Here is a 23966-nt window from a genome sequence, read left to right as displayed (position 1 = left end):
CCCCTTATACAGGGGAGCTCTTTAAAAAGAAGCGAAAATGCCTATCTTATTCATTTCTTTATATACAAGTGTTTCAGTAAGATCAAGAGAAAGAGTATTAAAATCAAACGCTTGAAGTTCAGGAATAGAACAGAGAATTTGAGCTAGTTCTTTACTCACAAGGGTTGTTTCCCTTCCTTCTAAAAGCTTCTTCTTATATCGATTAAACTTCTTATCAAGCGTTTCAACATTCTCATAAAGGCTGTCAATAGACCCATAAAGCTGGATAAGAGGAAGAGCTGCCTTTTCGCCAACGCCACGGCAACCGGGAATATTATCACTTTTATCGCCAAGCAGTGCTTTAACATCTACCCATTGAGAAGGTGAAATGCCATATTCCGTTTGAAAATCTTCCATTGTAAAAACGTTATCACCACGTTTTCCTGCGACAATTTGAGCTACATCTTCATTTAATAGTTGAAATAAATCCTTATCATTGCTATAAATATAACACTTTCCTTCCTCTTGAACAGTCCATGAAAGGGATAAAGAGCCGATAAGGTCATCTGCCTCATAGGGGGCAAGAGCCATCTGTTTAATTGAGAGAGCATCTAATATTTTTTGACATGTTTCGTATTGTTCAATAAGAGGGGGAGGAAGTTCATTACGAGTTGCTTTGTAAAAATCGTATTTTACTCGGCGGTCTGTCTCATTTCTTTTTACATCCCAAGCAACTAATGCATGTGTTACCTCATATTGTCTAAAAAGCTGAAATAGCTTTCGAAAAAATACATTTAAAGCATTAATATAGGCGCCGTCGATATTTTTTGTAAGATCTTCTTCATCTCGTCCATATGCTGTAGCAAAGTAACCGCGACTAAGCAAATTGAAGCCGTCAATTAACAGCAGCGTTTTTTTCTTCATTATAGTAAGCTCCTTTTGAGTTATTCCTGCTCTATTATAGAAGAAAAAGAAGAGGGAAGAAAAGGGAGATTTTATTGAAAAAATAACCAAAAAAATTATAAGAAAAAATTGTTGCTTTTATATATATTCGTATGGTAAGATTCCATATGTAAATTAACTTTATAAGAAAGTAATTACCGTAGTGAATATACAATTTTATGTAGTAAAAAAGTAGCTCTCTTAAAAAAAGAGCTTATTCTACGGTTTTTATTTAATAAAGTTAAATATAAATTTAATTAATTATTTTAAATGGAGAAAGGAGCAAGATTATGTCAAGAGGTCGTTTAGTTTTAATCAACATCATTGGTATCATCGTTATTTTAGCATTAGTTGGAGGCGGCGGGTACTACTACTACCAAAACGCTAACTACATCAAAACAGAAAATGCACAAGTTATGGGAGATGTGAAAAGCATCACTGCTCCACAGTCAGGGAAATTAGCAGATTGGTCTGTTGAAGAAGGCGAAGATGTTTCAAAAGACAACGCTGTTGCTAATGTAAATACAGGAGAGGGCAGCGTAGATGTAACAGCTCCTGAAGATGGAAAAATCGTTAAAAAAGATGTTTTAAATAATGAAGTAGTACAACAAGGTCAAGCAGTTGCTGAAGTAGTGGATATGACTCAACTTTATGTAACAGCTAACATTGAAGAAAATAAGCTAAAAGATATTGAAAAAGGTGACGATGTAGAAGTCACTGTTGATGGTGACGAAGGTACAACAATTGATGGAAAAGTAGAAGAAGTAGGTTCTGCAACAAACTCACTTTTCTCTTTAATGCCAAGCACGAATACTGATGGCAACTATACAAAAGTAACACACACAATTCCAGTTAAAATTTCAATCTCTAACTACTCTGAGAATGTTTTACCAGGAATGAACGCACAAGTAAAAATCAACAAAAACTAATAAGATAGATAATTTTTGAAAAGGGAAAGGAGGAAATTTAATGGCTTCATCTGTTAATGGAAACTCAGGTTCAAAAAACTCTGGTCAAGGCATGCTTCTAGCCATTGTTATGCTTGGTTTGTTCCTAGCTATTTTGAACCAAACGCTATTAAATGTAGCCTTACCCCATTTAATTAATGAATTTGGCGTAACAGCAAGCAGTGCACAGTGGCTTTTAACAGGTTATATGCTCGTCAACGGAGCACTTATTCCACTATCTGCTTTCTTAATTGAACGTTTTGGAGTTCGTAAGCTATTCCTATTTGCGATGTTTGTATTTACGCTTGGATCGCTTATTTGTGGGATTGCAACAACGTTCCCAATTATGCTTGTTGGCCGCTTAATTCAAGCCATTGGTGGTGGTGTACTTGCACCACTTGTTATGGCAATTATTGTTCAGATTTTCCCACCAGAAATGCGCGGGAAAGGAATGGGGATCTTTGGTCTTGCGATGATGTTCGCACCGGCTATTGGACCAACTTTATCAGGTTGGGTTGTAGAAAATTATGATTGGCACCTTTTGTTTGAAGGAATGGTTCCATTAGGTGTAATCGTATTTGTTTTTGCTTTCTTTAAATTAAAAGATATTCAAGAAGGGAAAAACATTAAGGTTGATGTTTTTGGTGCGACAACTTCTTTGTTAGGTATGGCACTTCTTCTTTACGGATTTAGTGAAGCAGGTCAAGATGGATGGACAGATCCTATTGTCCTTTCAACAATGATTATTGGAGTTATCCTACTTGCGGTGTTTGCAATCCAACAATTGCGTTCACCACATCCAATGCTAGATATGCGCGTATTTAAATTTAATATTTTCACACTATCAAGCATTATTAACATTGCACTTACAATTAGCCTTTTTGCAGGTATGTATTTACTACCAATTTACTTGCAGAATATTCGCGGGTATACACCGCTTGATTCAGGTTTATTACTACTACCAGGAGCGATTATTATGCTTATTATGTCGCCGATTTCTGGTATTCTATTTGATAAGATTGGGCCAAGACCGCTTGGTATCGTTGGAATGATTATTACTGTTGTTACAACGTTCCAGTTTACACAACTAACATTAACAACGTCATATGCACATCTACTAACTGTGTATATGTTCCGTTCATTTGGGATGTCGCTTCTTATGATGCCAATTATGACAGCAGGTTTAAACCAGTTGCCATCTCGTCTGAACAACCATGGTTCATCAATGTCAAATACGCTACGTCAAGTTAGTGGATCAATTGGAATTAGTCTTGTCACAACGATTTTTACAAACCGCACAACGTTCCATTTAGGTGCTTTAACTGAGAATATGAATACATCAAACACTGGTTTTATGCAAAGCTTTCATGAGCTAACAGTCAAAATTGCTTCAGCTATGCATGTGCCAATGGAACAAGCACAGCAAACAGCTGTGAAGCAAGTGTATGCTAACGCAAGTGAGCACGCTACTGTAATGGGCATTAACGATGCTTTCTTCTGGGCAACAGGAATTGCTGTTATTGGTTTGATTTTAAGCTTTTTCTTACGTGATGTTCGTAAAGATCCACAGACAAAAGAAGCAATTGAACCTGTACAAGAAGAAACAAAAATGCTTCCAGCTCCGAAAACTTCTTAATAATTTAAAGGGAAAAAGGGGGAGAAATGGTTATGAAGATTTGTATTGTTTATGATAGCGAAGGCGGACATACTGAAGAGCTTGCAAAATCAATTGCTGAAGGAGCTCGTATGGTACAAGGTGGAGAAGTTTTTCTCCGCTCTGTTCATGAAGCAAATGTAAGAGAGCTTCCAGAGATGGACGCAATTATCTGGGGATGTCCAGGGCACTTTGGAACAATCAGTTCAGGCTTAAAAGCTTGGATCGATAAGCTTGGATATCTTTGGGCAGAAGGGAAATTAATTAATAAAGTTGGGGCTGTATTTTGCACAACAGCTACAACACACGGTGGACTTGAAGCTACAATGCTTAATTTAATTACGCCAATGCTTCATCAAGGTATGATTATTACAGGTCTTACTGGAAATATACCAGAAAATGCCCTTTACGGTTCTTACTACGGCGTAGGCATTACTTGTCCTGTTGAAAGCAATGGTCTTCTTTCTGAAGAGGATAAACAGCTAGGAATGGCACTAGGAAAACGTGTTGCAGGAGTAACAGCTAAATTCAAAGGTCAGCAACTGTAGGTGATTATATGTTAACAATTATAATCATTGCGGTTATTGCTGTTGTACTTATTGCACTTATTGTTTCTGTGAATATTAGAAGTCTTTCTCGTTCGAACGAGAAAAAAGCAGTGAAAACACAGCCTTCCGAAGAAAATACCCAACAACCAACAGAAACGAAGAAACGTGAAGAGCCTGCTGTTGAAAAACGTGAAGAGCCAAGAGCTGTAAAAAGAGATTCAAACGAAATGAACGATAATGCGTACCGCCAAGCGCTAAAGAACATGAGCGATAAAGAAAAGAAACCAGAGTCTTCATCATCATCTAGTGAAATGAACGACGATGCTTTTCGACAAGCACTCAAATCTATGAATAAAAAAGATAATGAATAGCGATGGAGAAGGGATGAGACAGGATGGCTAACGGAGAAACGATTAATAAAGCCCACAAAACGATGATGAGTATTACAAAGAAAATCAGGTTATCGGCTAAGCATAATCTTCATCCTTATAACATCACGCCCCTTCAGTTTCAAACGTTGTTTTTACTTGACTGTGAGCGTTCTCTTTATGTGAAAGAACTTGTTACAGAGCTTAATATTAAGCCAAGCGCTGCAACTCTTATTGTGGATCGTCTTAGTGAACAAGAACTTGTGCATCGCTATCATGATAAGAAAGATCGCCGCATGGTTAAAGTAGAACTTGCTACAAAAGGACGTGCGCTTGTGCGAGAAGTAAAAGGTAAGCATTTAGAAATGCTGACAGCCTATTTCTCTGTTCTAGCGCCAAAAGAGCAAGAAACGTTGGTGGATTTGCTCGGCAAATTAGAGAAGAATATCCCTGTCGCTTAAAAAAACGCGTGCCTGTTGGCGCGCGTTTTTTTATATAGATACTTCCTTTATAGGTTCTGCGCTTTTTTCTTCATCGGGTTCTTCTATTCTTCTTAGAATTTCACCTTTTATAAAGGGAAGAGAACTCCCTATTAGAAGGAGGGTAGCGGGAAGAAAGGTCAAGCTGAATGAGAATATAAAAGAGATTAGCGCACAAGAAGCGATTGAGATAGAATATGCTTTAATATGCATAGGAGACAAAATTAACAAAACGATCGTAATGCTTGCAATAAGACAAAGGTAGCTCCCAGAAATTCCACTATACTGCCCTGTTGCTTGAAGATTAACTAGTAAAAGGCCGATATAAAAAAGGAGAAAACCACCTACGCTGTTTAAGATAAAGCTTTCTTTCTTTATATTATAGCCGCGTTTCTTTTGAAGAAAGACTCCAACTGTGAGTAAAAGAGAAAGACAGAAGGCAAAAGGAATAAAAGTAAGGAAACTATACAGAGCGCTAATAACCTCAAGCAATACAAAAACTCCTTTCTTGCATGGTTTATTAAATATATGTGAAAAACAAAAAGAAAAGTACCTTGTTTTTACTAGTTTTTTTGTCTTGTTCTTTTTCCCTTTTTTTCGTTTTTTAAGCTTTTTTTCATAGGACAAAAAGAGCAGGACTTTACAGAAAGAACAAGAATATAAAAGGTACGTAAGGTGGTAGAAAGCGTTTTCTCGAAAAGGAGGAGTACAGTGAAAAAAAAGCTTTTAAAATGGGGAATAGCTCTTTTAGCTTTAAGCTTTGTTACGGTAGGAGGAGAAAAGAAAACAGAGGGAGCATTCTCGCCTGTTGTGAAAGGGGCTCATGGTGTAGAAGTTACTGTATTTGATGGGAAAGAAGGAAGGTTTCTTACAACAGTAAATAGTGAGCAGTATCAAAAGGCTGCACTTTTTGGAAACGAAAGCTTAATTCCTTATAAATGGGGAAGCAAAACAGACAATACGGGATGGTATAACTACTATAAGCCCCAACAGATAACGGGAAGGGAAATAAGGGGGAACTTTGACGATTCAAAATTTATCATTCGGGTGCCAGACAAATGGAATGGAAAACTGGTTGTTTCTGCTTCGCCAGCTACACGAAATGAAACAAGTACAGATTTGTTGTTTAGCGACTATATGTTAGGAAAAGGATACGCTTATGCAGTAACAGATAAAGGAACACAGGGGGAGATTGATCCTAATGATGCTCTTGGCAAAGTGAAAAATGCGCTTGCTTCAGAGGAAGATAGCATAAAAGAATGGAACGAGCGATTTCGGCAGGTAACAAAAGCTGCACAAACCTATTTGGTGAACAATCATGCTTCATCTCTGATTAAAAAAGGAGATAAATCAAATAGCGCAAGTAAGCTTATTACAAAAGACCATAAAGTTCCAACATATGCTATTGGAATTTCTAACAGTGGCTATGTTGTTCGCTATGCCCTTGAGCATGATGGAGTAAAATACAGTGGAGAGCCACCTTTATATGATGGTGGGGTAGATTGGGAAGGTGTTCTTTGGCAAAGTAACAACGATAATTTAATTACTTCTCTTACAGACGTTGTAAACAATGCTGAGCCTGCTCTATATGGAGAAGGAAAGGAAAAGCAAAAAGCAATAAAAAGAATGTATAAAGCAGGATTACCAAAAGGATCTGAAGAACTCTGGCCTTACCATGATTTAGCGTACTGGTTTGTTACGCTAAATATATACCGAGATGAATTCGATCCTAACGCTCCAAAAAAATTAGCTTGGGAAGATTATTTAACAATCATAAACGGTGTACGTGATCGCTCAAATGACCATATTTTTAAAAACTATAACTACTTCAAGCGTCCTAAACAAGTAAGAAAGAACGTGGCCCAGATTGAGAATACAGGAAACATCCAAGCGCCTCTTATTAGCATAGCTGGATCGCTTGATGCTCTCATTCCACCAAGCATTCATGCAGAGCCGTATGAAAAGCTCATAAAGAAAAATAAAAAGGACCATATACACCGCCTTTATACGATTGAAAATGGCAATCACGTTGATAGCCTTGTTTGGGATCCAAGTGCTGATTCAAAAAAGAAGCTTCAGCCACTTCTACCTTATGCCCATCAGTCATTTGATTTATTAGTTAATTGGGTAGAGAAAGGGACGCCGCCACCATCAAGCGGCACAATTCAAGCACCTACAAACCCTCTTCATGTAAGAGATATTGTAACAGGTAAAGAAAAAGATCCTTCTATGTAAATAAAGCTGAGAGCAAACAGTCTTGTTTTGATAAAAGCAAGGCTGTTTGTGTTTTGTGGTAGATTGATGAAAGTATATATCCTTAATAAGGCAAGATGGGAGCTGAAACTTTCAAAAAAGTTTGAAATACGATACAATAAAAGTAAACCTTATTACAGAAGGTTTCAAAAATACTCCAGCATATGCTAGGAGATTTATTTTTACAAGATTATAGTGTTCAAGTGGTATAAAATGATTTAGCAACTAAATATTATGATGAGAAAGGAGAGGTGTTTATGAAACAAGTATCCTTTTCGCTGTTGCCTAGACAAGCAGGAACGTATAAATCACTTGTTGATTCGTCTATGCAGTCTAAAATTTTGCGGAATTATATTTTACATGAATATCAACTGCCAGAGCAGCTTAGCATTATTAATGAAGGAGATAAGAAAGGATTAAAACTTGAGAAATTTTTATTTGATGAACCTACAAATATAAGACTAAATGAACTTGTAAAACATGTTCGAAAAAACGGTTATATTGCAAATAGATCTTCTCTTATGAGACATATTTTATCCCAACTTATCACAAACTTAAAGAAAAACAGCACCATCCCTCCAAAAGAAAGAGCTGTGCGCCCACTCAACTTTTATTTTAAAAAAGGGACAAAAGAAGTGCTGGAGCAGTTCGTATCTTTTCGCAATCGAAATGCCGTTATTGAGCGATTTATCCTTGAGGACTACAAGCCAAGTGATGTGAAACACCTTCTTGATAAACCAAAAGAACTAGAACAAATGAGAATAGGTGTTGATAGGAAAGCAATTGAAAAGCTTGATGAATTTGTTGAAAACATCGCCCAAAAAGGTGTTACAAGAACAGCTCTTATGCGTGACGTTGTTGAAAATATTATTGCTAAATTGTCAAACACAGATACACGGAAGCTTATTGCAGAAGCCCGTTTGCAAAATGCTCTTTTTGAATATGAACAAGCATTTGGGAAAGATGTGCTAAGAGAACAACTCTACAAATATGTCACATATGATGAATCAGACCCTGTCCATTAAAAGCTAATAAAAAGAGATTTATAAAGAAGAAGAAAAAGGAATGATTTTAAAATCATTCCTTTTTTTGTATAAAGTGATTGACTATCATATTAACGATGTTAATATTAATATTGTTAATATGAAAGGGGAACTGTTGATGAATATTAAACATGTTATACTAGGATTTTTACTGGAGGAGCCAATGAGCGGCTATGATTTAAAAGGGAAGATAGAAAACTCTGTTTCCTATTTTTTTGATGCTTCCTTTGGGGCTATCTATCCAGCACTCAAGCGACTTGAAAAAGAACAGCTTATTTACAAACAAATTATTCAACAAGATGGAAAGCCTAATAAAAACCTATTTGTGATAACTGAACAAGGAAGAGAAGAGTTTTTACGTTATATAGAAAGTCCGCTTCATCCAACGCTTATTCGTTCAGATTTGCTTATTCGCATCTTTTTTGGAAGGAATACGAGCAAGGAAAAGCTAATAGAGTGGCTATTAGTAGAAAAACAGAGAGCGAGCAGACAAGCTGAACATCTAACAAGTTTGAATGAGAAATATCCTAAAATGGATCGTTATCGAAAAATTACGCTTCTCTACGGAATTGATGAAGCACTATTTACGTTAGAGTGGATTAACAAGGAACTAGCTTCTTTAGAAAAAGAGGAATAGAGATGAAAGAAAAACGAATTGTATTCATCATGTGTATTGGAATGTTTTTATGCATGTTAGATTCTACTATTATGAACATTGCGCTGCCAGCCATTCAAAATGATTTAGGCACAACGCTTGAACAAAGCTCATGGATGTTGAATATCTATACGATGACAATTGCTGTATTAGCTATTCCGCTTACTCGCTATGCCACAATGGTGGGGAAGAACAAAGTATATATAGGAGGGCTACTTTTATTTGGACTTGGTTCCTTACTATGCGGATTTTCCTCAAGCGGTACATTTTTAATTTTTTCTCGCTTTGTTCAAAGCTTAGGAGCCGCTGCTCTTATTCCTTTAAGTCTTGTTATTAGTATAAGTGCTCTTCCTAATACAAAACGTGCTTTTGCGTTAACGATGCTAGGAGCTACGCAAGGCCTTTCCACAGCTCTTGGCCCTTCAATAGGAGGAGCTATTACAGAATTACTAAGCTGGCACTGGGTTTTTTACATAAATATGCCTCTCTGTTTAATAGGAGTGCTCACATGTCTACGTTTTCTAAATATGAAGAATGAAGAGAAAGTAAAAGCAAAAATGGATGGTGGTGGCCTTCTTTTTTCGACCGTTTTTTTATTTTCTGTGACCCTCGTGCTCATTAAAGGAAATGAGTGGGGCTGGAACAGCGGCTATGGGTGGAGCTGTTATATCTTAAGTTTTCTATCTTTCATTTTCTTTATTTTCATAGAAAAGAGAGTGAAAAGCCCAATGATTGATTTCTCACTTTTTAAAGATCGACTTTTTCTCGGTTCGATTTTTACAGCTTCAACAGGTTACCTTTTTTTAGTAGGTGTTATGGTTCTTTTACCTCAGTTTCTGACACGCTTTCAAGGGAAAAGCGAGCTTGAAGCAGCTTTTCTTGTAACACCTGTTTCAGCAGCTATCTTTCTTTTTTCTCAATTTGTAGCTCTTATGGTGAAAAAAATAGGATTTATTATTCCTGTTGTCATTGGTTTTTGTATGATGGGGGTTGCATATTATTTACTATCAAAACTGACTGTTGAAAGTACATCACAACAAATTGTAACGTTGTGTATTCTACTTGGAGTAGGATTTAGTTTTCTTATTGCGACTTCTACGATTGCAAGTACTTCTAATTTTGAAGGAGAGCTGTTAGATTCTTCGCAAAGTGTCTTCTCGATGCTTCGCGGTGTTGGGACTGTTCTTGCTGTAGCTATCTTTGTTGGTTCTTTAACAGCACAAATGAACACCGAAAAACAGGAAGTTGTAAATTATGCACAAGGGGTACTTGAAAAATCAAACTTGATTCAAAATAAAGAAGAATTGCTAAATTTAACAAGCAACGTAATAGATGAAAACAACGAGATGACGCAAGAAGAACTTATTAAAAGTTCCATACATAGTAAGTTTAGGAATCAAAATGAAAAAGAAAATGTTCAAGAAGCTCTTGAGGTTAAAAGGGAGCTACAAAATTATGTTACTGATGTTTCTAAAGAAGCAAAATATAAAATGGGAGAAAGCTTCGGTAATTTATATAGAACGGCGTTTCCTTTTCTTTTCCTCTGTGCTTTTCTTGGTCTTTCTTTACGCTTTCTCCTTATCAAAAGAAGAATCCGATAATAGAACCCTCCTTTGAAAACAGAGGAGGTTTTTTTCTTTCTCTTTTTTCTTCTTCCTTTAACAAAATCTACAACATCTATTAAAACTAGCTTAATATATCAACGATATAGTAAAGACCATAGAAGGATTCTGGTAGAAGTTAGCTAAAAATACCTCTTTTTACTAATTTCGTTTTTTAAAAAGTAAAATATTGTGACGAGCACTGTTCGGCTAGTTGTTGGAACGGTTGGAATAGAAGTTAGAGGAGGATGTAAGTTGATTACATTAAATGAAATTTCAAAAGTGTATGCTAACTCACAGAAGAGGGCAGTAAATGCTGTTTCTGCAACAATTGAAAAAGGAGAATTTTTCGTTCTTGTCGGTCCATCAGGTTGTGGAAAGAGTACGCTTCTTCGCATGTTAGCGGGTCTTGAAGACATTACAGATGGAAGCATGTATATAAAAGGAGAGTATGCAAACTTTTTGCCACCTAAAGATCGTCATCTTGCAATGGTATTTCAGAATTATGCTCTTTATCCTCATTTAACTGTAGGGGAGAATATTGTTTTTGGCCTCAAAGTCCGAAAAATTAAAAAGGATGAGCGAGAAAAAAGACTGAAAGAGGCTGCAGAAATGGTTGGATTAACAGAATACTTAAAGGTAAAGCCAGGACAGCTTTCAGGTGGACAGCGTCAGCGTGTTGCCTTAGCTCGAGCTATCGTAAGCCAAACGCCTATTTGCCTTATGGATGAACCACTTTCTAACCTTGATGCTAAGCTTAGGGGGCAAATGAGAATTGAAATTAGGGAAATTCAGCAGCGGCTTGGTATTACAATGATTTACGTTACACATGATCAAATTGAAGCAATGACAATGGGAGATAGAATCATGGTTCTAAACAATGGGGAAGTTCAGCAAATTGGAACTCCACTTTGTATTTATAATGAGCCTGAAAATGAATTTGTTGCTTCTTTCATTGGATCACCCTCCATGAATATCGGAAAAGGAACTTTTATAGATAACGGAGTAGAAATAGGAGATTTCCATATTCCTTTTTACAGTAATAAGAGAGGGGGAGTAAAAGTAGGAATTCGCCCTGAACATATTCAACTAGATGAGAATGGGCAAGAAGTTACTATTCATTCTGTTGAAGTATTAGGTTACGAATCAATTATTAATTTCTATATGGGAGAGTCCGTTTGGAAAGCAAAAGTTTCTTCTCAAGTGATGTTAGGAAAAGGGGACAAGATAAAACTTGGTTTCCCTTTAGATAAACTTTATTACTTTGATGTAGAAACTTCAGAACGCATTCTTATACAAGAAATGAAGGAAATGGTGGGCGTGTAATGGAAATTGCTAGAAATGTAAATCAAGAACCAAAGTCTAACAAGGTGTCAGTGAGAAAATCTGATTTAAAAGTAGGGCTCCTTTTTCTTGCTCCCTCTATTTTGCTGTTTTCTGTTTTCCTTTTTTATCCGCTTGTAAGAACCGTCTACTATAGCTTTCATATTACAGATATAACAGGAGAACAAAGCGTTTTTGTAGGAATGGAAAATTATCTGTTTTTATTTCAAGACCCCGTCTTCTATGAGAGTTTGAAAGCTACTTTCCTATTTGTGCTCTATACTGTGCCAACAAGCATTGTAGCAGCTCTTTTTCTTGCACTTCTTTCAAATGAAAAACTAAAAGGGATTGGTTTTTTTAGAGTAATTTTCTCCTCTACAATGGGCATATCAGCAGCGGCAAGTGCTGTTATTTGGCTGTTTTTATTTCATCCAAGCGTTGGCTTTTTTAACAACGTATTACATTCACTAAACTTACCTGTTGTTCAGTGGCTTATCAATCCAGATTGGGCGCTTTTGTCTGTGTCTATCACAACAATATGGATGAACCTTGGGTTTTCGTTTTTGATTTTACTGGGTGGTCTGCAAAATATTGATCAAACATTATATGAAAGTGCAGCTATTGATGGGGCTGGGTATTTTACTAGACTATGGCGCATTACTCTTCCATCCCTTTCCCCGACGCTCTTTTTCATTACAACCGTTACGCTTATTAACGCATTTCAAAGCTTTGGGCAAATTGATATTTTAACAGGAGGAGGGCCAAATGATGCGACAAACTTACTTGTCTACTCCATTTATAAGGAAGCCTTTGTTAACTATCACTTTGGAACAGCAAGTGCACAGGCCATCGTACTTTTTGTTTTCATCTTCATTCTTACCATTTTGCAGTTCAAATTTGCTGAACGAAAGGTGCATTATCAATGAGAGAGAAAAGGAGCAAGAGATTTATTTTTTATACACTATTAATTATTAGCGCTCTCGTTACCTTCTTTCCAATCTTCTATGCTATTTCTGTGAGCTTTATGAGTGAGGGAGATGTAAGAGCGAGAAAATTGTGGCCATCAGATTTTACATTTTCTAACTATGGAAGTGCTTTTGAACAAATGCCTCTTCTTCATTACTTAAAAAATAGTTTTATTGTTTCATCAGTTGTGATGATCGGTCAGCTTGTTTTATCAAGTCTAGCAGCTTATACATTTGCTTTTTTGCAGTTTAAAGGAAGAAATGTACTATTCTTTATTTTTATTTCTACAATGCTCATTCCGTGGGAAGCTACAATGATTCCGAATTTCCTTATGGTTCAAGGTCTTGGGTGGACGAACTCTTATGCTGGTTTAACTATTCCTTTTTTCGCAACAGCTTTTGGCATCTTTTTATTAAGGCAGCATTTTCTTACTGTTCCGTATGAACTTCGGGAGGCATCTTTGATTGAAGGATTGGGACACTTTGGTTTTTTAACGAGAGTTGTTGTGCCTTACTGTAAAACAAGTTTTATTACGCTTGGTGTATATAGTTTTCTTACAACATGGAATATGTACCTTTGGCCACTTCTTGTCACAAGCGATGATAGTGCAAGAACGGTTCAAATTGGAATGAAGCAGCTTCGTTCTCAAGAAGTTGCAACAGATTGGGGAGGTGTTATGGCAGGGGCTACGATTATTGTAATTCCAACGTTAATACTTTTGTTTTTAGGACAAAAACAGCTACAGCAAGGGTTAGCAAAAGGAGCCATTAAATAAGGGAAGGAAAGGTGAAAATTATGATGTTTTTGAAAAAAGGTACGGCCGTGTTAGCGGCTGGGTTTATGGCTATGAGCTTAGCGGCCTGTTCCTCTAATAGTAGTAGTGGAAATGCAAGTGAAAAAAAAGAGGTAGCTCCTGTTGAAAAAGAAGGAGATAAAACGGTTGTTAGGTTTTGGCATGCTATGGGCGGGGATACCCAAAAAGTATTAGATGATATTGTACAAGATTATAACGAATCACAAGATAAATATGAGATTAAAGCAGAATTTCAAGGCACATATGAAGAATCTTTAACAAAGTTTAGAAGTACAAAAACATCGAAGACTGCTCCTGCTCTTGTCCAATCAAGTGAAATTACAACGAAATATATGATTGACAGCGGGAAGATTACCCCTGTGCAAGAGTGGATGGATAAAGATAATTACGACACGTCTCAGCTAGAAGAAGCAATCACCAACTATTATACAGTGGACGATAAAATGTATTCAATGCCTTTTAACTCGTCTACACCTGTTTTAATTTATAACAAAGACGCATTCAAAGAAGCTGGATTAGATCCTGAAAAAGCGCCGCGTACATATTCAGAATTGAAAAAAGCAGCAAAAGCTTTAACAAAGAAAGAAGGAAATTCCACAAAGCAATACGGGTTTTCAATGCTTAACTATGGATGGTTCTTCGAGGAACTTCTCGCAACGCAAGGTGGACTTTACGTTGATCAAGAAAACGGTCGCGAGGGTACAGCAGAAAAAGCAAAATTCCAAGGAAAAGAAGGGGAGCGCATTTTTAATTTATTAAATGATATGAATAAAGAAGGCTCTCTTGGAAACTATGGTACAAACTGGGACGATATTCGAGCAGCCTTTCAGTCAAAGCAGGTTGCGATGTATTTAGATTCGTCAGCAGGTGTTCGGAATACCATTGATACAGCAGACTTTAACGTTGGTGTTGCTTATATTCCTCATCCTGATGAAGTAGATCCAGAAGGTGTTATTATCGGAGGAGCATCTCTATGGATGACAAATATGGTAAGTGATGAAACACAGCAAGGAGCTTGGGACTTTATGAAGTATCTTGCTACAAAAGAAGTACAAGCAAAATGGCATACAGGAACAGGATATTCATCAATCAATCCAGATGCTTATGAAGAAGAGCTTGTGAAAGAGCAGTATAAAAAATATCCACAGCTTCAAGTAACCGTTGAACAACTTCAATCAACAAAGAAATCTCCTGCAACGCAAGGAGCTCTTATTACAGTATTACCAGAGTCTCGTGAAGCCATTGTTAAAGCTTTAGAATCGATGTATGAAGGAAAAGATCCGAAACAAGCTCTTAAAGAAGCAGCAGAAGCAACCGAGAGAGCAATGAAGCTTTCAAATCGTACAGCTCAAAAATAAAGGATAAAGAAGTCGGCCTTATAAGACCGGCTTCTTTATCCTTTTGTATGGTTAAATCTTTTATCTTGTTATTTTTAATATTGAATTATCTAAAAAGAAGTCGGCTAAAACGGAAATAAGTAAATTGTCTGTATCAGAACTTTTTCAACGAGAAGCAGAGAAAGTGAAAGAACTAAAGATTATAAACGGATTTTGTCCTTAAGGCAAGGCGAAAAGAGTATGGTCGTTCACGCCTTTGCAGTGCTTCATGGCGAATTTAAGCTGAAATATTACTAAAAAAAGGAATTTTTTAAAACTTTCTTAGAAGTTAAAGATGAGATGACTCTTAAAAAAACTGAAGAAGGGGAGATGAATTAACCGACGGCTAATTCAAAACCCATGATTTGATTTATTTCATTACATAACTTTTGTTCTGTTTTTTTAAATAATATGAAGATAGGAAAAAGAACAGTATATGATAGCAAGGACAAGTTTTTCTACGAACGGGATGTTTTGACTGATTTTATGCATCTATGCCAAAGTCATTCTTCTAATCAAGAGCGGCTTTTTTTATTTCTTCTTCATCCTTTCATTGAAAATGTTCGTTAAAGGATATATCTTTTAGAGAACGTTCGTAATTGATTGTAGACTTAAACAGACATTAAACAGAATGTATTTCTCTTAAAACTAAGGAGTTTGTAAAAGTAAACTTTTATGGACGTTCATTTTACGAACTATCTGTTTATGTTCGGTTTTTATGGAGTGAAAAGGTAATTAATGGATATGGGAATTATGCTCGTTTATAATATAAAAAAAGCGCCAACTTGTTGTTATTAAACAGGTTGGCGCCTTTTTTCTACCTAGAACATGTTTTATATTAACTGTAATTAAACATTATATAAATTTTTAAACATTTTTGTGTAAAATATCCAATTAATGTACAAATTAACTGTTATTTGTGTAATAATGGTAATTGTCAATTATTTTAAATTTTTAAATAATTGACAATATTTATTATACATAAGGGAGGAGAAATAATGAAATCATTTAGTTTTAAGATGATACTAGTGGCTATTCTTTTTCTAGGATCAGGACTTTTTACGTCAAGTCAAGCATTTGCAGCTACACCTTCTTTTCAGATGCCCTTTCCATGTGGGCAAACCTGGGAAGGACAGACACGTACTAACCATAGTCCCCAGAACTCTGTTGACTTTAACCGGGCAAATGATGAGGGAGATAAAGTCGTCGCCTCTGCTTCAGGTAAGGTTGTTACGGTAAGAGATCTTGGAAATTCAAGTTATGGAAAATATGTTGTTATTGATCATGGGAGTGGATGGTCTACATTATATGCACACTTGAATTCTTTCAATGTATCTAGTGGACAAAGTATCTCTCAAGGACAGCAGGTTGGAACCGTTGGGGCTACAGGGAATGTTACGGGGGCTCACCTTCATTTTGAAGAACGGTATAATGGTACAGCGCAAAAAATCATATTTAATGGTTCTCAAATTACCTACTATGGAACAAAGAACTATACCAGCAAAAATTCCTGTTCTTCTAGTGGTGTAACGGGAACCGTTCATACAGATTCAGGGGTTTCAATTAATGTTCGTTCTGGCCCAGGGACTAATTATGGAATTGTCGGGTCAGTTTCAGATGGACAGACTGTAACCATTACTTGTCAGAAACGTGGGGAAACCGTTACAGGAAAATATGGAACAAGCGATTTATGGAATTACATTGGAAATGGTTATATATCTGATACTTATGTCTATACCGGTTCAGATGGACAAGTCGCTCCTACGTGTAAGTAAAAAAAGTAGACATCCAATATTTTAGAAGAGAGAGGGATTAGGATGAAGAAACTAAAAATGATGAGTATGCTATCCATTATGATAGCATCATTGTTCTTTTTTTCTAGTAACACGTTTGCAGTACAGTATTACACGATTTCTACTAACAGTGGTGTTCCTATAAATATGCGTAGTGGCCCAGGGACTAATTATCCTATTATGCTTTCTATTCCTAGTGGTTCAAAGGTTCCTTACTATTGCTACTCTTATGGCACGACTGTAACTGGGAAGTATGGAACGAGCAACATTTGGGATCAAATACAGTGGAAAGATTCACGTGGAGTAGTAAACATAGGATATATTTCCGACACATATGTCTATACCGGATCGGATGGACCGGTAGGAATTCGGTGCGACTGGCCTTAATAAAAATCCTAATAGGAAATAATCCCCTAATTAAAATGTACTGAGTAGAGAACGATTAGTACTTGAAATAAAGCTCCTGTCCTCCATGATACCCTCAGAGAACAGGAGCCCGTATTAAAAAGAGTCCTTTGCTCATGGGCAGCAAAGGACTTTCTCATTTATATGGATAGGGGGAATGCATTAATAGTTTGTCCAGTTTGATAGACTCATATGCATACCCAATTTAAAAATTCCCTGAAGGGCTTATATCCGATAATCAACATTATGGTAACTAGTTTTGTATATCCTATCCACTTTTTATTTTAGAATTCATCAGTTAGACAGAGTATTATTAACATAACACTTTTTTCCTGTGATAACATTAATTTAAGTGAATTTACAAATAAACCAGGGAGAGGTTAGAATGAAAATTCGTTTAGTGAAAGAGTCAGATTACTATATAATATCTCCTTTAATTAATGATTGGTGGAATGGAAGACAAATGTCTAGTATGTTGCCAAAGCTATTTTTTGATCATTTTAAAAACACAAGCTTTATCGCTGAAGAAGAAGGCAAGATTATAGGCTTTTTAATTGGATTCTTATCTCAATCCCATTTGAATGAAGCATACATCCATTTTGTTGGAGTACATCCAGAATATAGAGGAAAAGAGATTGGAAGGCAATTATATAACTATTTTTTTGATGTTATTAGACAACATGGCCGTGATACTATTCGTTGTATAACATCTCCTATTAATAAAGGGTCCATTGCTTATCATACTAAAATGGGATTTAAAATTGAGCAAGGGGATAAGGAATTTGATAATGTATCCGTACATGCTAACTATGATGGGGTTAATCAGGATCGAGTTCTATTTGTAAAGTATTTGGCTTAATTCAACGTGTGTTGTTTGAAAATTAAGAAATGTTGAAATGGAAGGGGAAAGCTAGTGGATACAATAAAGCTACAGAGAATGAGCCAAGAGGAATTTGATTTCTACATACATAATAAGGTACCAAGATATGCGGAAAGTATAGCTGAAAATACAAAAATAGGTGAACAGCAAGCATTGGAAACTGCTGAACAAAAGTTAAAAAGTCTTTTACCAAAAGGAAACAATACTCCCGGTCATTTATTATTTAATGTAATTCAAGATAATAAATTCATCGGTTACATATGGATCAAGATTAGTGATGAAACGAAACAAGCAAAATATATATTGAAGAGCAATTTAGAAGCCAAGGGAATGGTACATTAGCTATACAGCTTGTAGAAGAATTATTGATTGAACAAGGAATTAAATCGTTTAGTTTACATGTATTTGGCCATAATACTGGAGCTTTTAAGCTATATGAAAGAATTGGATTTAATATAGTTGGGGTTAATATGCAAAAAAAACTAACCTCTACACGATAAATTCTTCATTCGGTAATGCGTATTATGCGAACTAAATACTATTTAAAATCAATTTAGCTTATGTAAAGACTGAAAAGGAGAAATATATGATTAAAGGAGAAAATATACATATACGAACATTTAGAACTGATGATGCTCAAGCCATGTTGAAATTACAAACAGAAAATCGTGATTTTTTCGAGCAATTTGCAATGACTCGTAGTGGTCACTTCTATACAATCGAAGGACAATTAGAAAGAATCAAAAAGGCTGCCGAACATGTAAAACAAGATCAGGACTATTATTTTGGGATTTTCGAAAATGACGAGAACAGGCTAGTAGGAACAATCAATCTTTTTCATATTATTCGAGGTTCATCTCAAAGTGCTGTTATTGGATATTTTTTAGACAAAAAATATAATGGTAAGGGATTTACTACTGAGGCTACAAAACTGATTGTAAAATATGCATTTGATGAATTGAAATTGCATCGTATAGAAGCTGGGGTACAGCCTCATAATATTGGTTCTATACGGGTATTAGAAAAAGCAGGGTTCCATAAAGAAGGCATCGCTAAAAGAAACCTTAAAATAAATGGAGAATGGAAAGACCATCAAGTTTTAGCTATCATTAATCCAAAAGACTGAGATAAATACTTTAACCTCTCTTTTAATAAGTGGAAGGCATGTACTTTCAATAAAATAAGAGGAATGTTTAGCTGATTTAATTGTTTAAAGACTTTCTTCATAAATGGAGAAATAAATTCCTTTTTTAACCATAAAAGAGATTGACCACCAGTATATTGGTATTATAGTATTAATATGGGTATTTTTAAAAATATAGAATGTTAAGTTCGGAAATTGTCAAAAGAAAGGGATATCTATGAATCATACTAACTCACACATAAGACCTATTAATGCTGCAGATATTAAAAAATTAATACCGTTAGTTAGATCCTATATTGTGGATTTCTACAAATGTCCAAATCCATCTGATGAAGAATTATTTAATCATATTAATTCTTTAATTAAAGAGCCAAGTTTAGGAAAGCAATTTGTAATTGAGAGAGAAAACGAGTTTTTAGGCTTTGCTACTCTCTATTTCACTTTCAGTACCACTAAAGTTAAGAAAATTTCTATCCTGAATGACTTATTTATAAGAGAAGACTATAGGGGAAAAGGATTAGGAGAGAAGTTATTTGAATTTGCGTTAGCTTATTCTCAGAATAATAATTATGCTGTTATGAACTGGAAGACAGCTTCTGATAATAAAACAGCTCAATCCTTATATAATAAGAAAGGTGGGGTAAATACTAATAATACTTGGATTAATTATGAAATCAAGTTATAGAACTTCTAAAGTACTAAAGGGATTTCTAAAGTAAAGCTTAAATAATAAATACATTTGTTAATTAAGGTATTACATAATGACTGAGCTTTTTCTATAAAGTTAAACAAGGCCATCTCTTATTAAGGGATGGCCTTGTTTAGTTAGAGGGACAGTTTTGTAGATTCATATACATATATGTTTTATAAATAGGATTTTTACTAAAGGTACGACAAGGAGATTTGTGGTATGTGTGAGGGCAGTTTCCATTTCAAAAGAAAACATGAAAACAGTATAAAAGGATGTCTCTTTACCTGAAAGAGAAGTAAACAGCGACAAGGGGAGTTGTGGAAAATGTAGGTGAAGATTCCACAAGTATATAGTAGTTGTTACCTTGAAAATATATAGATAAAGGCTTGGATTTTGCATTTATCTTATGATTTTATAGAACGCCACTACTGAATGCAAAATTCAAGCCCTTTCACTATCCTTTGTTTTATATGCCTCCTTGAGAAGGATTAATTATCTTGGTTTAATTGTTCCCATTCACTTAAGTACATTCGTTTTGTAATATTCTTAGGATTATCCATCTTACAAATAAATTCTAGGCTATTTCCATCCGGATCATTAAAATGAATTTTAGCATGAGCCATACCACTGTGTGCCATAACGAATGGCTCAAAAGGTTCGAAACCAAATGCTTCCCTAGGTGTATATCCTCTTTCATTTAACCATGAAACAGAGTGTCTTAAACCATCTAAAGAAACTTGAAAAGCAATGTGCCTTATGGAAGGATGATATTCTAGTTCTACTTTATCTGTTTCCCAAAGTCCTAACCAACTTTTATTCTTTTCAATCCACAAAAATGCCAACCTATCTTCATGACTATGTGAAAATTCTAGACCAAGTCCTTTATAAAATTCTATAGAACGTTTTAAATTGCTCACGGGCAAATGTGCTTCATATAATCCTTCAATCATTCCTTTCATCCCTCCCTGACTACATTATACAAAACATTCCAATTTTTTCACTTAAAATTCAGACCTTTTAATAATTGTTTATATACAAAAAAGTCCGTAAAAGTACACTTTTATGGACGTTCACTTTGTGAACTATCTGTTTGTATTCACTTTTTATGGAGTAGAAAGGTAATTAATGGATATGACCATTATGCCTGTTCATAATAGAAATAAATGTAAACTTGTTGTTGTTAAACAGTTTTGCGCTTTTTTACTACATGGAACATGTTTTATATAAACTAGAATTGAATCAAAAATTCAGTAATGTTAATTTTAGAATAACAAAGTTATAGAAATACTTTAACTAGCCATATTTCCTTGACATAAATTTCTTAAAACTATAACATTGAATATAACTTAAATATATGCACTAGGGGTGTTATTTAACTGAGATGAGTATTAACTCAAACCCTTTGAACCTGAACTAGCTGAAACTAGCGTAGGAAAGTGTAAACTCTAATACATACTTAAAGAGCGATTGTGCCTTATTCTTAATATGTAATTATTTGTTTTTACGCAATTTTCCTATGGGAAGGTTGCGTATTTTTTATTTTATCTATCATTTTATTATTTAAGTTTCATCAAAATTAAAAATATAGGAGTTGTTATGATGACTAGAACAGTATTAGTAACAGGTAGTAGTAGAGGTTTAGGAGCAACTATTGTAAAAACATTGGCACAACAAGGATTTCAAGTGGTTATTAATTACTATAAAAGCAAAGATGCTGCTGAGAAGCTTGTTTCTGAGATTGGTGAAGAGAATGCTATTGCAATTCAGGCTGATGTAACAAATCGTAAAGAAGTAGATAAATTGATAGAAAAAGCAACGGAATATTTTGGTCAAATAGATGTTGTAGTCAACAATGCATTAGTAGACTTCAAATTTGATCCAAACAAACAGAAAACCTTCACAGAACTCACTTGGGATGATTATCAAAAACAACTAGATGGTACTTTAAAAGCAGCATTTAATGTAGTTCAAAGCGTCATACCTCAATTTATTGAACGACAAAATGGAAGTATTATAAGTATAGGTACTAATTTATATCAAAATCCTGTTGTACCCTACCACGAATATACAACAGCTAAAGCTGGATTAATAGGTTTTACACGTAATATCGCTTCTGAATTAGGACTATATGGTATAAAAGCGAATGTAGTTTCAGGTGGATTATTAAAAAAGACTGACGCCAGTGCTGTTACAACACCAGAAGTGTTCGATTTAATTGCTCAATCAACGCCATTGAAGAAGGTGACCACACCTCAAGATGTAGCCAATATGGTCGCTTATTTATCTTCGGAAAATGCGAACGGTATTACAGGTCAAAATTTCACAGTAGATGGCGGTTTGACAATGAACTAATAGCTTAAATTACCATAGATAATCCTTCAAAAAAAGGAGTATACAAGACAATTAATAATGATGTATTTTGAGGTGTGAATAAATGACAAAAACTAAAGAAAAACAACTACACTTAGGTGTTTTGTTGTATGGTTGTGGCCACCATCAAGCTGCTTGGTTAATGCCTGACTCAAGCGTTGAACGTATTGGAGATATTTCCTATTACCAATATTTATCACAATTAGCAGAAAAAGGTTACTTTGACGCAGTATTCTTTGCTGATAATCAATCATTTCCAGGTAAACATTCTAGTGATATGCCAGCATTTTGGTTTGATCCAGTAGTCAATTTAACTGCTATTTCTCAAGTGACAAATCATGTGGGATTAGTTTCAACAATTTCAAGTACTTTTTCTAATCCTTTTACAGCTTCACGACAACTATTAAGTTTAGACCATATTACGAAAGGACGTGTTGGTTGGAATCTCGTTACGTCAATGACTGATTTAGAGGCGTTAAATCATAGTATGGAAAAACTACCTTCTCATGACAAACGCTATGAGAAGGCAGATGAATTCGCTGCTTTAATGAATAAGTTATTTCTTTCATGGGACAGTAATGAGTTTCTACATCATCGAGAAGAAGGAAAATTGATAAATCCTTCAAACATTCAGCCTTTTAATCACGATGGTACCTATTTTAAAGTGTATGGCCCATCCACTACGCCAAAAAGTCCGCAAGGTAAACCAGTATCAATGCAAGCAGGAGCATCTAAACAAGGCATTGCATTAGCCGCAAAATATGCCGATGCAGTCTATTCAGTGTCGTGGAACTTAAAGCAAGCAAAAAAATTTCGCAAAAAATTAGATGAACAAGTTAAACAAAGCGAAGACAGCAATAGACATATTAAAGTATTTCCAGGCTTAGTAACCTATGTAGGTCATACTCATGAAGAAGCTTTAGCCAAAAAAGCAGCATTAGATGAGCAATTACCTCTTGAAACAGCTTTAAAACAGTTGAGTTTCTTTATTCAACAAGACTGTTCTAATTGGGAAATTGATAAAGAAGTACCTCAATTACCTCCAGTAGAAGAATTTACGGGTCCAGTTGGACGTTACGAAACGATACTAGAAATTATTAATGATACACAACCTACAGTAAGAGAATTATTAGGATATCTTAATGCAGGCGGTGGACATCACACGCTGATAGGTACACCCGACGAAATTGTGGATCAGATGGAAGTCTGGTTTGAAGCTGGTGTGGCTGACGGATTTAATCTTATGCCTCCTACATTACCCGGTAGTTTAGAAGACTTTGTTGAACTAATTGTTCCTGAAATGCAAAAAAGAGGTATTTTCAGAAAGAAATATGAAGGTCATACCTTCCGTGAACATTTAGGATTAACATAATAAATTATTATAAAATGACTGTACTAGTTGAAGAGATAAGATGTTGGTATTAGTATAAAAACTTGAGAATCTTCTCGTAAGTTAAATAACTATTTTATTAATGCATTATCATTTTAACAATTGTTTTATTTATTACTTGCTAAATCCTTATTTATAATTAATGTACCATAAAAAGTAAATAGTTACTTTTCATTAAAATGAATGATTAGTTATACAAAAATTAGTAAAGAGGAAAAGTAAGTATAAATGGTTTTGTACTTCCGTAAAAGTCTATATAAATGAAAAGAAAAAGCGCAAACTCGTTGTTACTGAACGGGTTTGCACTTTTTTACTTCCGCGAACATGTTTTATGGTGCGACAAGA

25 protein-coding genes and 1 riboswitch are annotated in these 23966 nt (G+C 35.2%); of the genes, 22 read left to right on the top strand and 3 right to left on the bottom strand.

Going from position 1 to position 23966, the window contains the following annotated elements; translation table 11 throughout:
- Positions 1 to 21 precede the first annotated feature (21 nt).
- The gene (locus MOC86_RS08120; protein WP_268583672.1) at positions 22 to 903 is read right to left on the bottom strand and encodes a 5'-3' exonuclease; all 882 of its coding nucleotides are present in this window, start codon (positions 901 to 903) and stop codon (positions 22 to 24) included.
- A 308-nt stretch (positions 904 to 1211) separates the two neighbouring features.
- Between MOC86_RS08120 and MOC86_RS08115 the strand changes: the two genes are divergently transcribed.
- Genes MOC86_RS08115 through MOC86_RS08095 form a run of 5 tightly spaced genes read left to right on the top strand, consistent with a single transcriptional unit; the run spans position 1212 to position 4899 of the window.
- Positions 1212 to 1850 carry an HlyD family efflux transporter periplasmic adaptor subunit gene (locus MOC86_RS08115; protein ID WP_268583671.1) on the top strand — a complete coding sequence of 213 codons (639 nt, stop codon included), beginning with the start codon at positions 1212 to 1214 and terminating at the stop codon, positions 1848 to 1850.
- Between the two features lie 40 nt (positions 1851 to 1890).
- Positions 1891 to 3504: a DHA2 family efflux MFS transporter permease subunit gene (locus MOC86_RS08110; protein WP_268583670.1), complete on the top strand. Its 1614-nt coding sequence runs from the start codon at positions 1891 to 1893 to the stop codon at positions 3502 to 3504.
- Positions 3505 to 3536: 32 nt separating this feature from the next.
- Complete coding sequence (locus tag MOC86_RS08105; protein WP_124048959.1) at positions 3537 to 4070, top strand: NAD(P)H-dependent oxidoreductase; 534 nt, start codon at positions 3537 to 3539, stop codon at positions 4068 to 4070.
- 8 nt (positions 4071 to 4078) lie between these two features.
- Positions 4079 to 4441, top strand: a complete 363-nt coding sequence (locus tag MOC86_RS08100) for a hypothetical protein (protein ID WP_268583669.1) — start codon at positions 4079 to 4081, stop codon at positions 4439 to 4441.
- 23 nt (positions 4442 to 4464) lie between these two features.
- Positions 4465 to 4899, top strand: coding sequence for a MarR family winged helix-turn-helix transcriptional regulator (locus MOC86_RS08095; RefSeq protein WP_243519190.1), 435 nt, complete (start codon positions 4465 to 4467; stop codon positions 4897 to 4899).
- A 30-nt stretch (positions 4900 to 4929) separates the two neighbouring features.
- On the opposite strand, the gene MOC86_RS08090 is transcribed toward MOC86_RS08095, so the two are convergent.
- Positions 4930 to 5409 carry a hypothetical protein gene (locus tag MOC86_RS08090; RefSeq protein WP_268583668.1) on the bottom strand — a complete coding sequence of 160 codons (480 nt, stop codon included), beginning with the start codon at positions 5407 to 5409 and terminating at the stop codon, positions 4930 to 4932.
- Between the two features lie 219 nt (positions 5410 to 5628).
- Here MOC86_RS08090 and MOC86_RS08085 point away from each other — a divergent pair, with 219 nt between their 5' ends.
- From MOC86_RS08085 to MOC86_RS08020, 15 genes are all read left to right on the top strand, one after another.
- Positions 5629 to 7152, top strand: a complete 1524-nt coding sequence (locus MOC86_RS08085; RefSeq protein WP_268583667.1) for a 3-hydroxybutyrate oligomer hydrolase family protein — start codon at positions 5629 to 5631, stop codon at positions 7150 to 7152.
- A gap of 275 nt (positions 7153 to 7427) precedes the next feature.
- Positions 7428 to 8195, top strand: coding sequence for a hypothetical protein (locus MOC86_RS08080; protein WP_268583666.1), 768 nt, complete (start codon positions 7428 to 7430; stop codon positions 8193 to 8195).
- 40 nt (positions 8196 to 8235) lie between these two features.
- On the top strand, positions 8236 to 8850 hold the full coding sequence (locus tag MOC86_RS08075) for a PadR family transcriptional regulator (RefSeq protein WP_268583665.1): 615 nt from the start codon (positions 8236 to 8238) through the stop codon (positions 8848 to 8850).
- 2 nt (positions 8851 to 8852) lie between these two features.
- Positions 8853 to 10469, top strand: a complete 1617-nt coding sequence (locus MOC86_RS08070) for an MFS transporter (RefSeq protein ID WP_268583663.1) — start codon at positions 8853 to 8855, stop codon at positions 10467 to 10469.
- A 255-nt stretch (positions 10470 to 10724) separates the two neighbouring features.
- Complete coding sequence (locus MOC86_RS08065) at positions 10725 to 11795, top strand: ABC transporter ATP-binding protein (RefSeq protein ID WP_268583661.1); 1071 nt, start codon at positions 10725 to 10727, stop codon at positions 11793 to 11795.
- Positions 11795 to 12718: a carbohydrate ABC transporter permease gene (locus tag MOC86_RS08060; RefSeq protein ID WP_268583660.1), complete on the top strand. Its 924-nt coding sequence runs from the start codon at positions 11795 to 11797 to the stop codon at positions 12716 to 12718. The genes MOC86_RS08065 and MOC86_RS08060 overlap by 1 nt, the downstream gene beginning before the upstream one ends.
- A complete protein-coding gene (locus MOC86_RS08055; RefSeq protein WP_268583658.1) occupies positions 12715 to 13533 on the top strand; it encodes a carbohydrate ABC transporter permease in 819 nt (272 codons plus the stop codon). The genes MOC86_RS08060 and MOC86_RS08055 overlap by 4 nt, the downstream gene beginning before the upstream one ends.
- A gap of 20 nt (positions 13534 to 13553) precedes the next feature.
- On the top strand, positions 13554 to 14930 hold the full coding sequence (locus MOC86_RS08050; RefSeq protein WP_268583656.1) for an ABC transporter substrate-binding protein: 1377 nt from the start codon (positions 13554 to 13556) through the stop codon (positions 14928 to 14930).
- Positions 14931 to 15946: 1016 nt separating this feature from the next.
- A complete protein-coding gene (locus tag MOC86_RS08045; RefSeq protein ID WP_268583655.1) occupies positions 15947 to 16723 on the top strand; it encodes a peptidoglycan DD-metalloendopeptidase family protein in 777 nt (258 codons plus the stop codon).
- 42 nt (positions 16724 to 16765) lie between these two features.
- On the top strand, positions 16766 to 17128 hold the full coding sequence (locus MOC86_RS08040) for an SH3 domain-containing protein (protein ID WP_268583654.1): 363 nt from the start codon (positions 16766 to 16768) through the stop codon (positions 17126 to 17128).
- 403 nt (positions 17129 to 17531) lie between these two features.
- A complete protein-coding gene (locus MOC86_RS08035) occupies positions 17532 to 18005 on the top strand; it encodes a GNAT family N-acetyltransferase (protein WP_268583653.1) in 474 nt (157 codons plus the stop codon).
- Between the two features lie 54 nt (positions 18006 to 18059).
- Complete coding sequence (locus MOC86_RS08030) at positions 18060 to 18368, top strand: hypothetical protein (protein ID WP_268583652.1); 309 nt, start codon at positions 18060 to 18062, stop codon at positions 18366 to 18368.
- Complete coding sequence (locus MOC86_RS27460; RefSeq protein ID WP_419146615.1) at positions 18323 to 18526, top strand: GNAT family N-acetyltransferase; 204 nt, start codon at positions 18323 to 18325, stop codon at positions 18524 to 18526. The genes MOC86_RS08030 and MOC86_RS27460 overlap by 46 nt, the downstream gene beginning before the upstream one ends.
- An 86-nt stretch (positions 18527 to 18612) precedes the next feature.
- Positions 18613 to 19152 carry a GNAT family N-acetyltransferase gene (locus MOC86_RS08025; RefSeq protein WP_268583651.1) on the top strand — a complete coding sequence of 180 codons (540 nt, stop codon included), beginning with the start codon at positions 18613 to 18615 and terminating at the stop codon, positions 19150 to 19152.
- A 235-nt stretch (positions 19153 to 19387) separates the two neighbouring features.
- On the top strand, positions 19388 to 19855 hold the full coding sequence (locus MOC86_RS08020) for a GNAT family N-acetyltransferase (RefSeq protein WP_268583650.1): 468 nt from the start codon (positions 19388 to 19390) through the stop codon (positions 19853 to 19855).
- 494 nt (positions 19856 to 20349) lie between these two features.
- On the opposite strand, the gene MOC86_RS08015 is transcribed toward MOC86_RS08020, so the two are convergent.
- On the bottom strand, positions 20350 to 20811 hold the full coding sequence (locus tag MOC86_RS08015; RefSeq protein ID WP_151588093.1) for a VOC family protein: 462 nt from the start codon (positions 20809 to 20811) through the stop codon (positions 20350 to 20352).
- A gap of 401 nt (positions 20812 to 21212) precedes the next feature.
- Positions 21213 to 21313: riboswitch (TPP riboswitch) on the top strand.
- Between the two features lie 147 nt (positions 21314 to 21460).
- On the opposite strand from MOC86_RS08015, the gene MOC86_RS08010 reads away from it, so the two are divergent.
- Positions 21461 to 22213, top strand: coding sequence for a 3-oxoacyl-ACP reductase (locus MOC86_RS08010; protein ID WP_268583648.1), 753 nt, complete (start codon positions 21461 to 21463; stop codon positions 22211 to 22213).
- A gap of 82 nt (positions 22214 to 22295) precedes the next feature.
- Positions 22296 to 23603: an LLM class flavin-dependent oxidoreductase gene (locus tag MOC86_RS08005; RefSeq protein ID WP_268583646.1), complete on the top strand. Its 1308-nt coding sequence runs from the start codon at positions 22296 to 22298 to the stop codon at positions 23601 to 23603.
- Positions 23604 to 23966: the final 363 nt, after the last annotated feature.

It is taken from the genome of Priestia endophytica (genome assembly GCF_026790145.1).
Lineage (GTDB): Bacteria > Bacillota > Bacilli > Bacillales > Bacillaceae_H > Bacillus_I > Bacillus_I endophytica_A.
Note: the sequence above shows the minus strand (reverse complement) of the source record. Positions and strands in the feature narration are given on the sequence as shown.

Bases quoted from the DNA above. Each gene is read 5' to 3' on its own strand.
- MOC86_RS08120 (WP_268583672.1), bottom strand. From the start codon at position 903: ATGAAGAAAAAAACGCTGCTGTTAATTGACGGCTTCAATTTGCTTAGT.
- MOC86_RS08115 (WP_268583671.1), top strand. From the start codon at position 1,212: ATGTCAAGAGGTCGTTTAGTTTTAATCAACATCATTGGTATCATCGTT.
- MOC86_RS08110 (WP_268583670.1), top strand. From the start codon at position 1,891: ATGGCTTCATCTGTTAATGGAAACTCAGGTTCAAAAAACTCTGGTCAA.
- MOC86_RS08105 (WP_124048959.1), top strand. From the start codon at position 3,537: ATGAAGATTTGTATTGTTTATGATAGCGAAGGCGGACATACTGAAGAG.
- MOC86_RS08100 (WP_268583669.1), top strand. From the start codon at position 4,079: ATGTTAACAATTATAATCATTGCGGTTATTGCTGTTGTACTTATTGCA.
- MOC86_RS08095 (WP_243519190.1), top strand. From the start codon at position 4,465: ATGGCTAACGGAGAAACGATTAATAAAGCCCACAAAACGATGATGAGT.
- MOC86_RS08080 (WP_268583666.1), top strand. From the start codon at position 7,428: ATGAAACAAGTATCCTTTTCGCTGTTGCCTAGACAAGCAGGAACGTAT.
- MOC86_RS08075 (WP_268583665.1), top strand. From the start codon at position 8,236: ATGATTTTAAAATCATTCCTTTTTTTGTATAAAGTGATTGACTATCAT.
- MOC86_RS08070 (WP_268583663.1), top strand. From the start codon at position 8,853: ATGAAAGAAAAACGAATTGTATTCATCATGTGTATTGGAATGTTTTTA.
- MOC86_RS08060 (WP_268583660.1), top strand. From the start codon at position 11,795: ATGGAAATTGCTAGAAATGTAAATCAAGAACCAAAGTCTAACAAGGTG.
- MOC86_RS08055 (WP_268583658.1), top strand. From the start codon at position 12,715: ATGAGAGAGAAAAGGAGCAAGAGATTTATTTTTTATACACTATTAATT.
- MOC86_RS08050 (WP_268583656.1), top strand. From the start codon at position 13,554: ATGATGTTTTTGAAAAAAGGTACGGCCGTGTTAGCGGCTGGGTTTATG.
- MOC86_RS08045 (WP_268583655.1), top strand. From the start codon at position 15,947: ATGAAATCATTTAGTTTTAAGATGATACTAGTGGCTATTCTTTTTCTA.
- MOC86_RS08040 (WP_268583654.1), top strand. From the start codon at position 16,766: ATGAAGAAACTAAAAATGATGAGTATGCTATCCATTATGATAGCATCA.
- MOC86_RS08035 (WP_268583653.1), top strand. From the start codon at position 17,532: ATGAAAATTCGTTTAGTGAAAGAGTCAGATTACTATATAATATCTCCT.
- MOC86_RS08025 (WP_268583651.1), top strand. From the start codon at position 18,613: ATGATTAAAGGAGAAAATATACATATACGAACATTTAGAACTGATGAT.
- MOC86_RS08020 (WP_268583650.1), top strand. From the start codon at position 19,388: ATGAATCATACTAACTCACACATAAGACCTATTAATGCTGCAGATATT.
- MOC86_RS08015 (WP_151588093.1), bottom strand. From the start codon at position 20,811: ATGATTGAAGGATTATATGAAGCACATTTGCCCGTGAGCAATTTAAAA.
- MOC86_RS08010 (WP_268583648.1), top strand. From the start codon at position 21,461: ATGACTAGAACAGTATTAGTAACAGGTAGTAGTAGAGGTTTAGGAGCA.
- MOC86_RS08005 (WP_268583646.1), top strand. From the start codon at position 22,296: ATGACAAAAACTAAAGAAAAACAACTACACTTAGGTGTTTTGTTGTAT.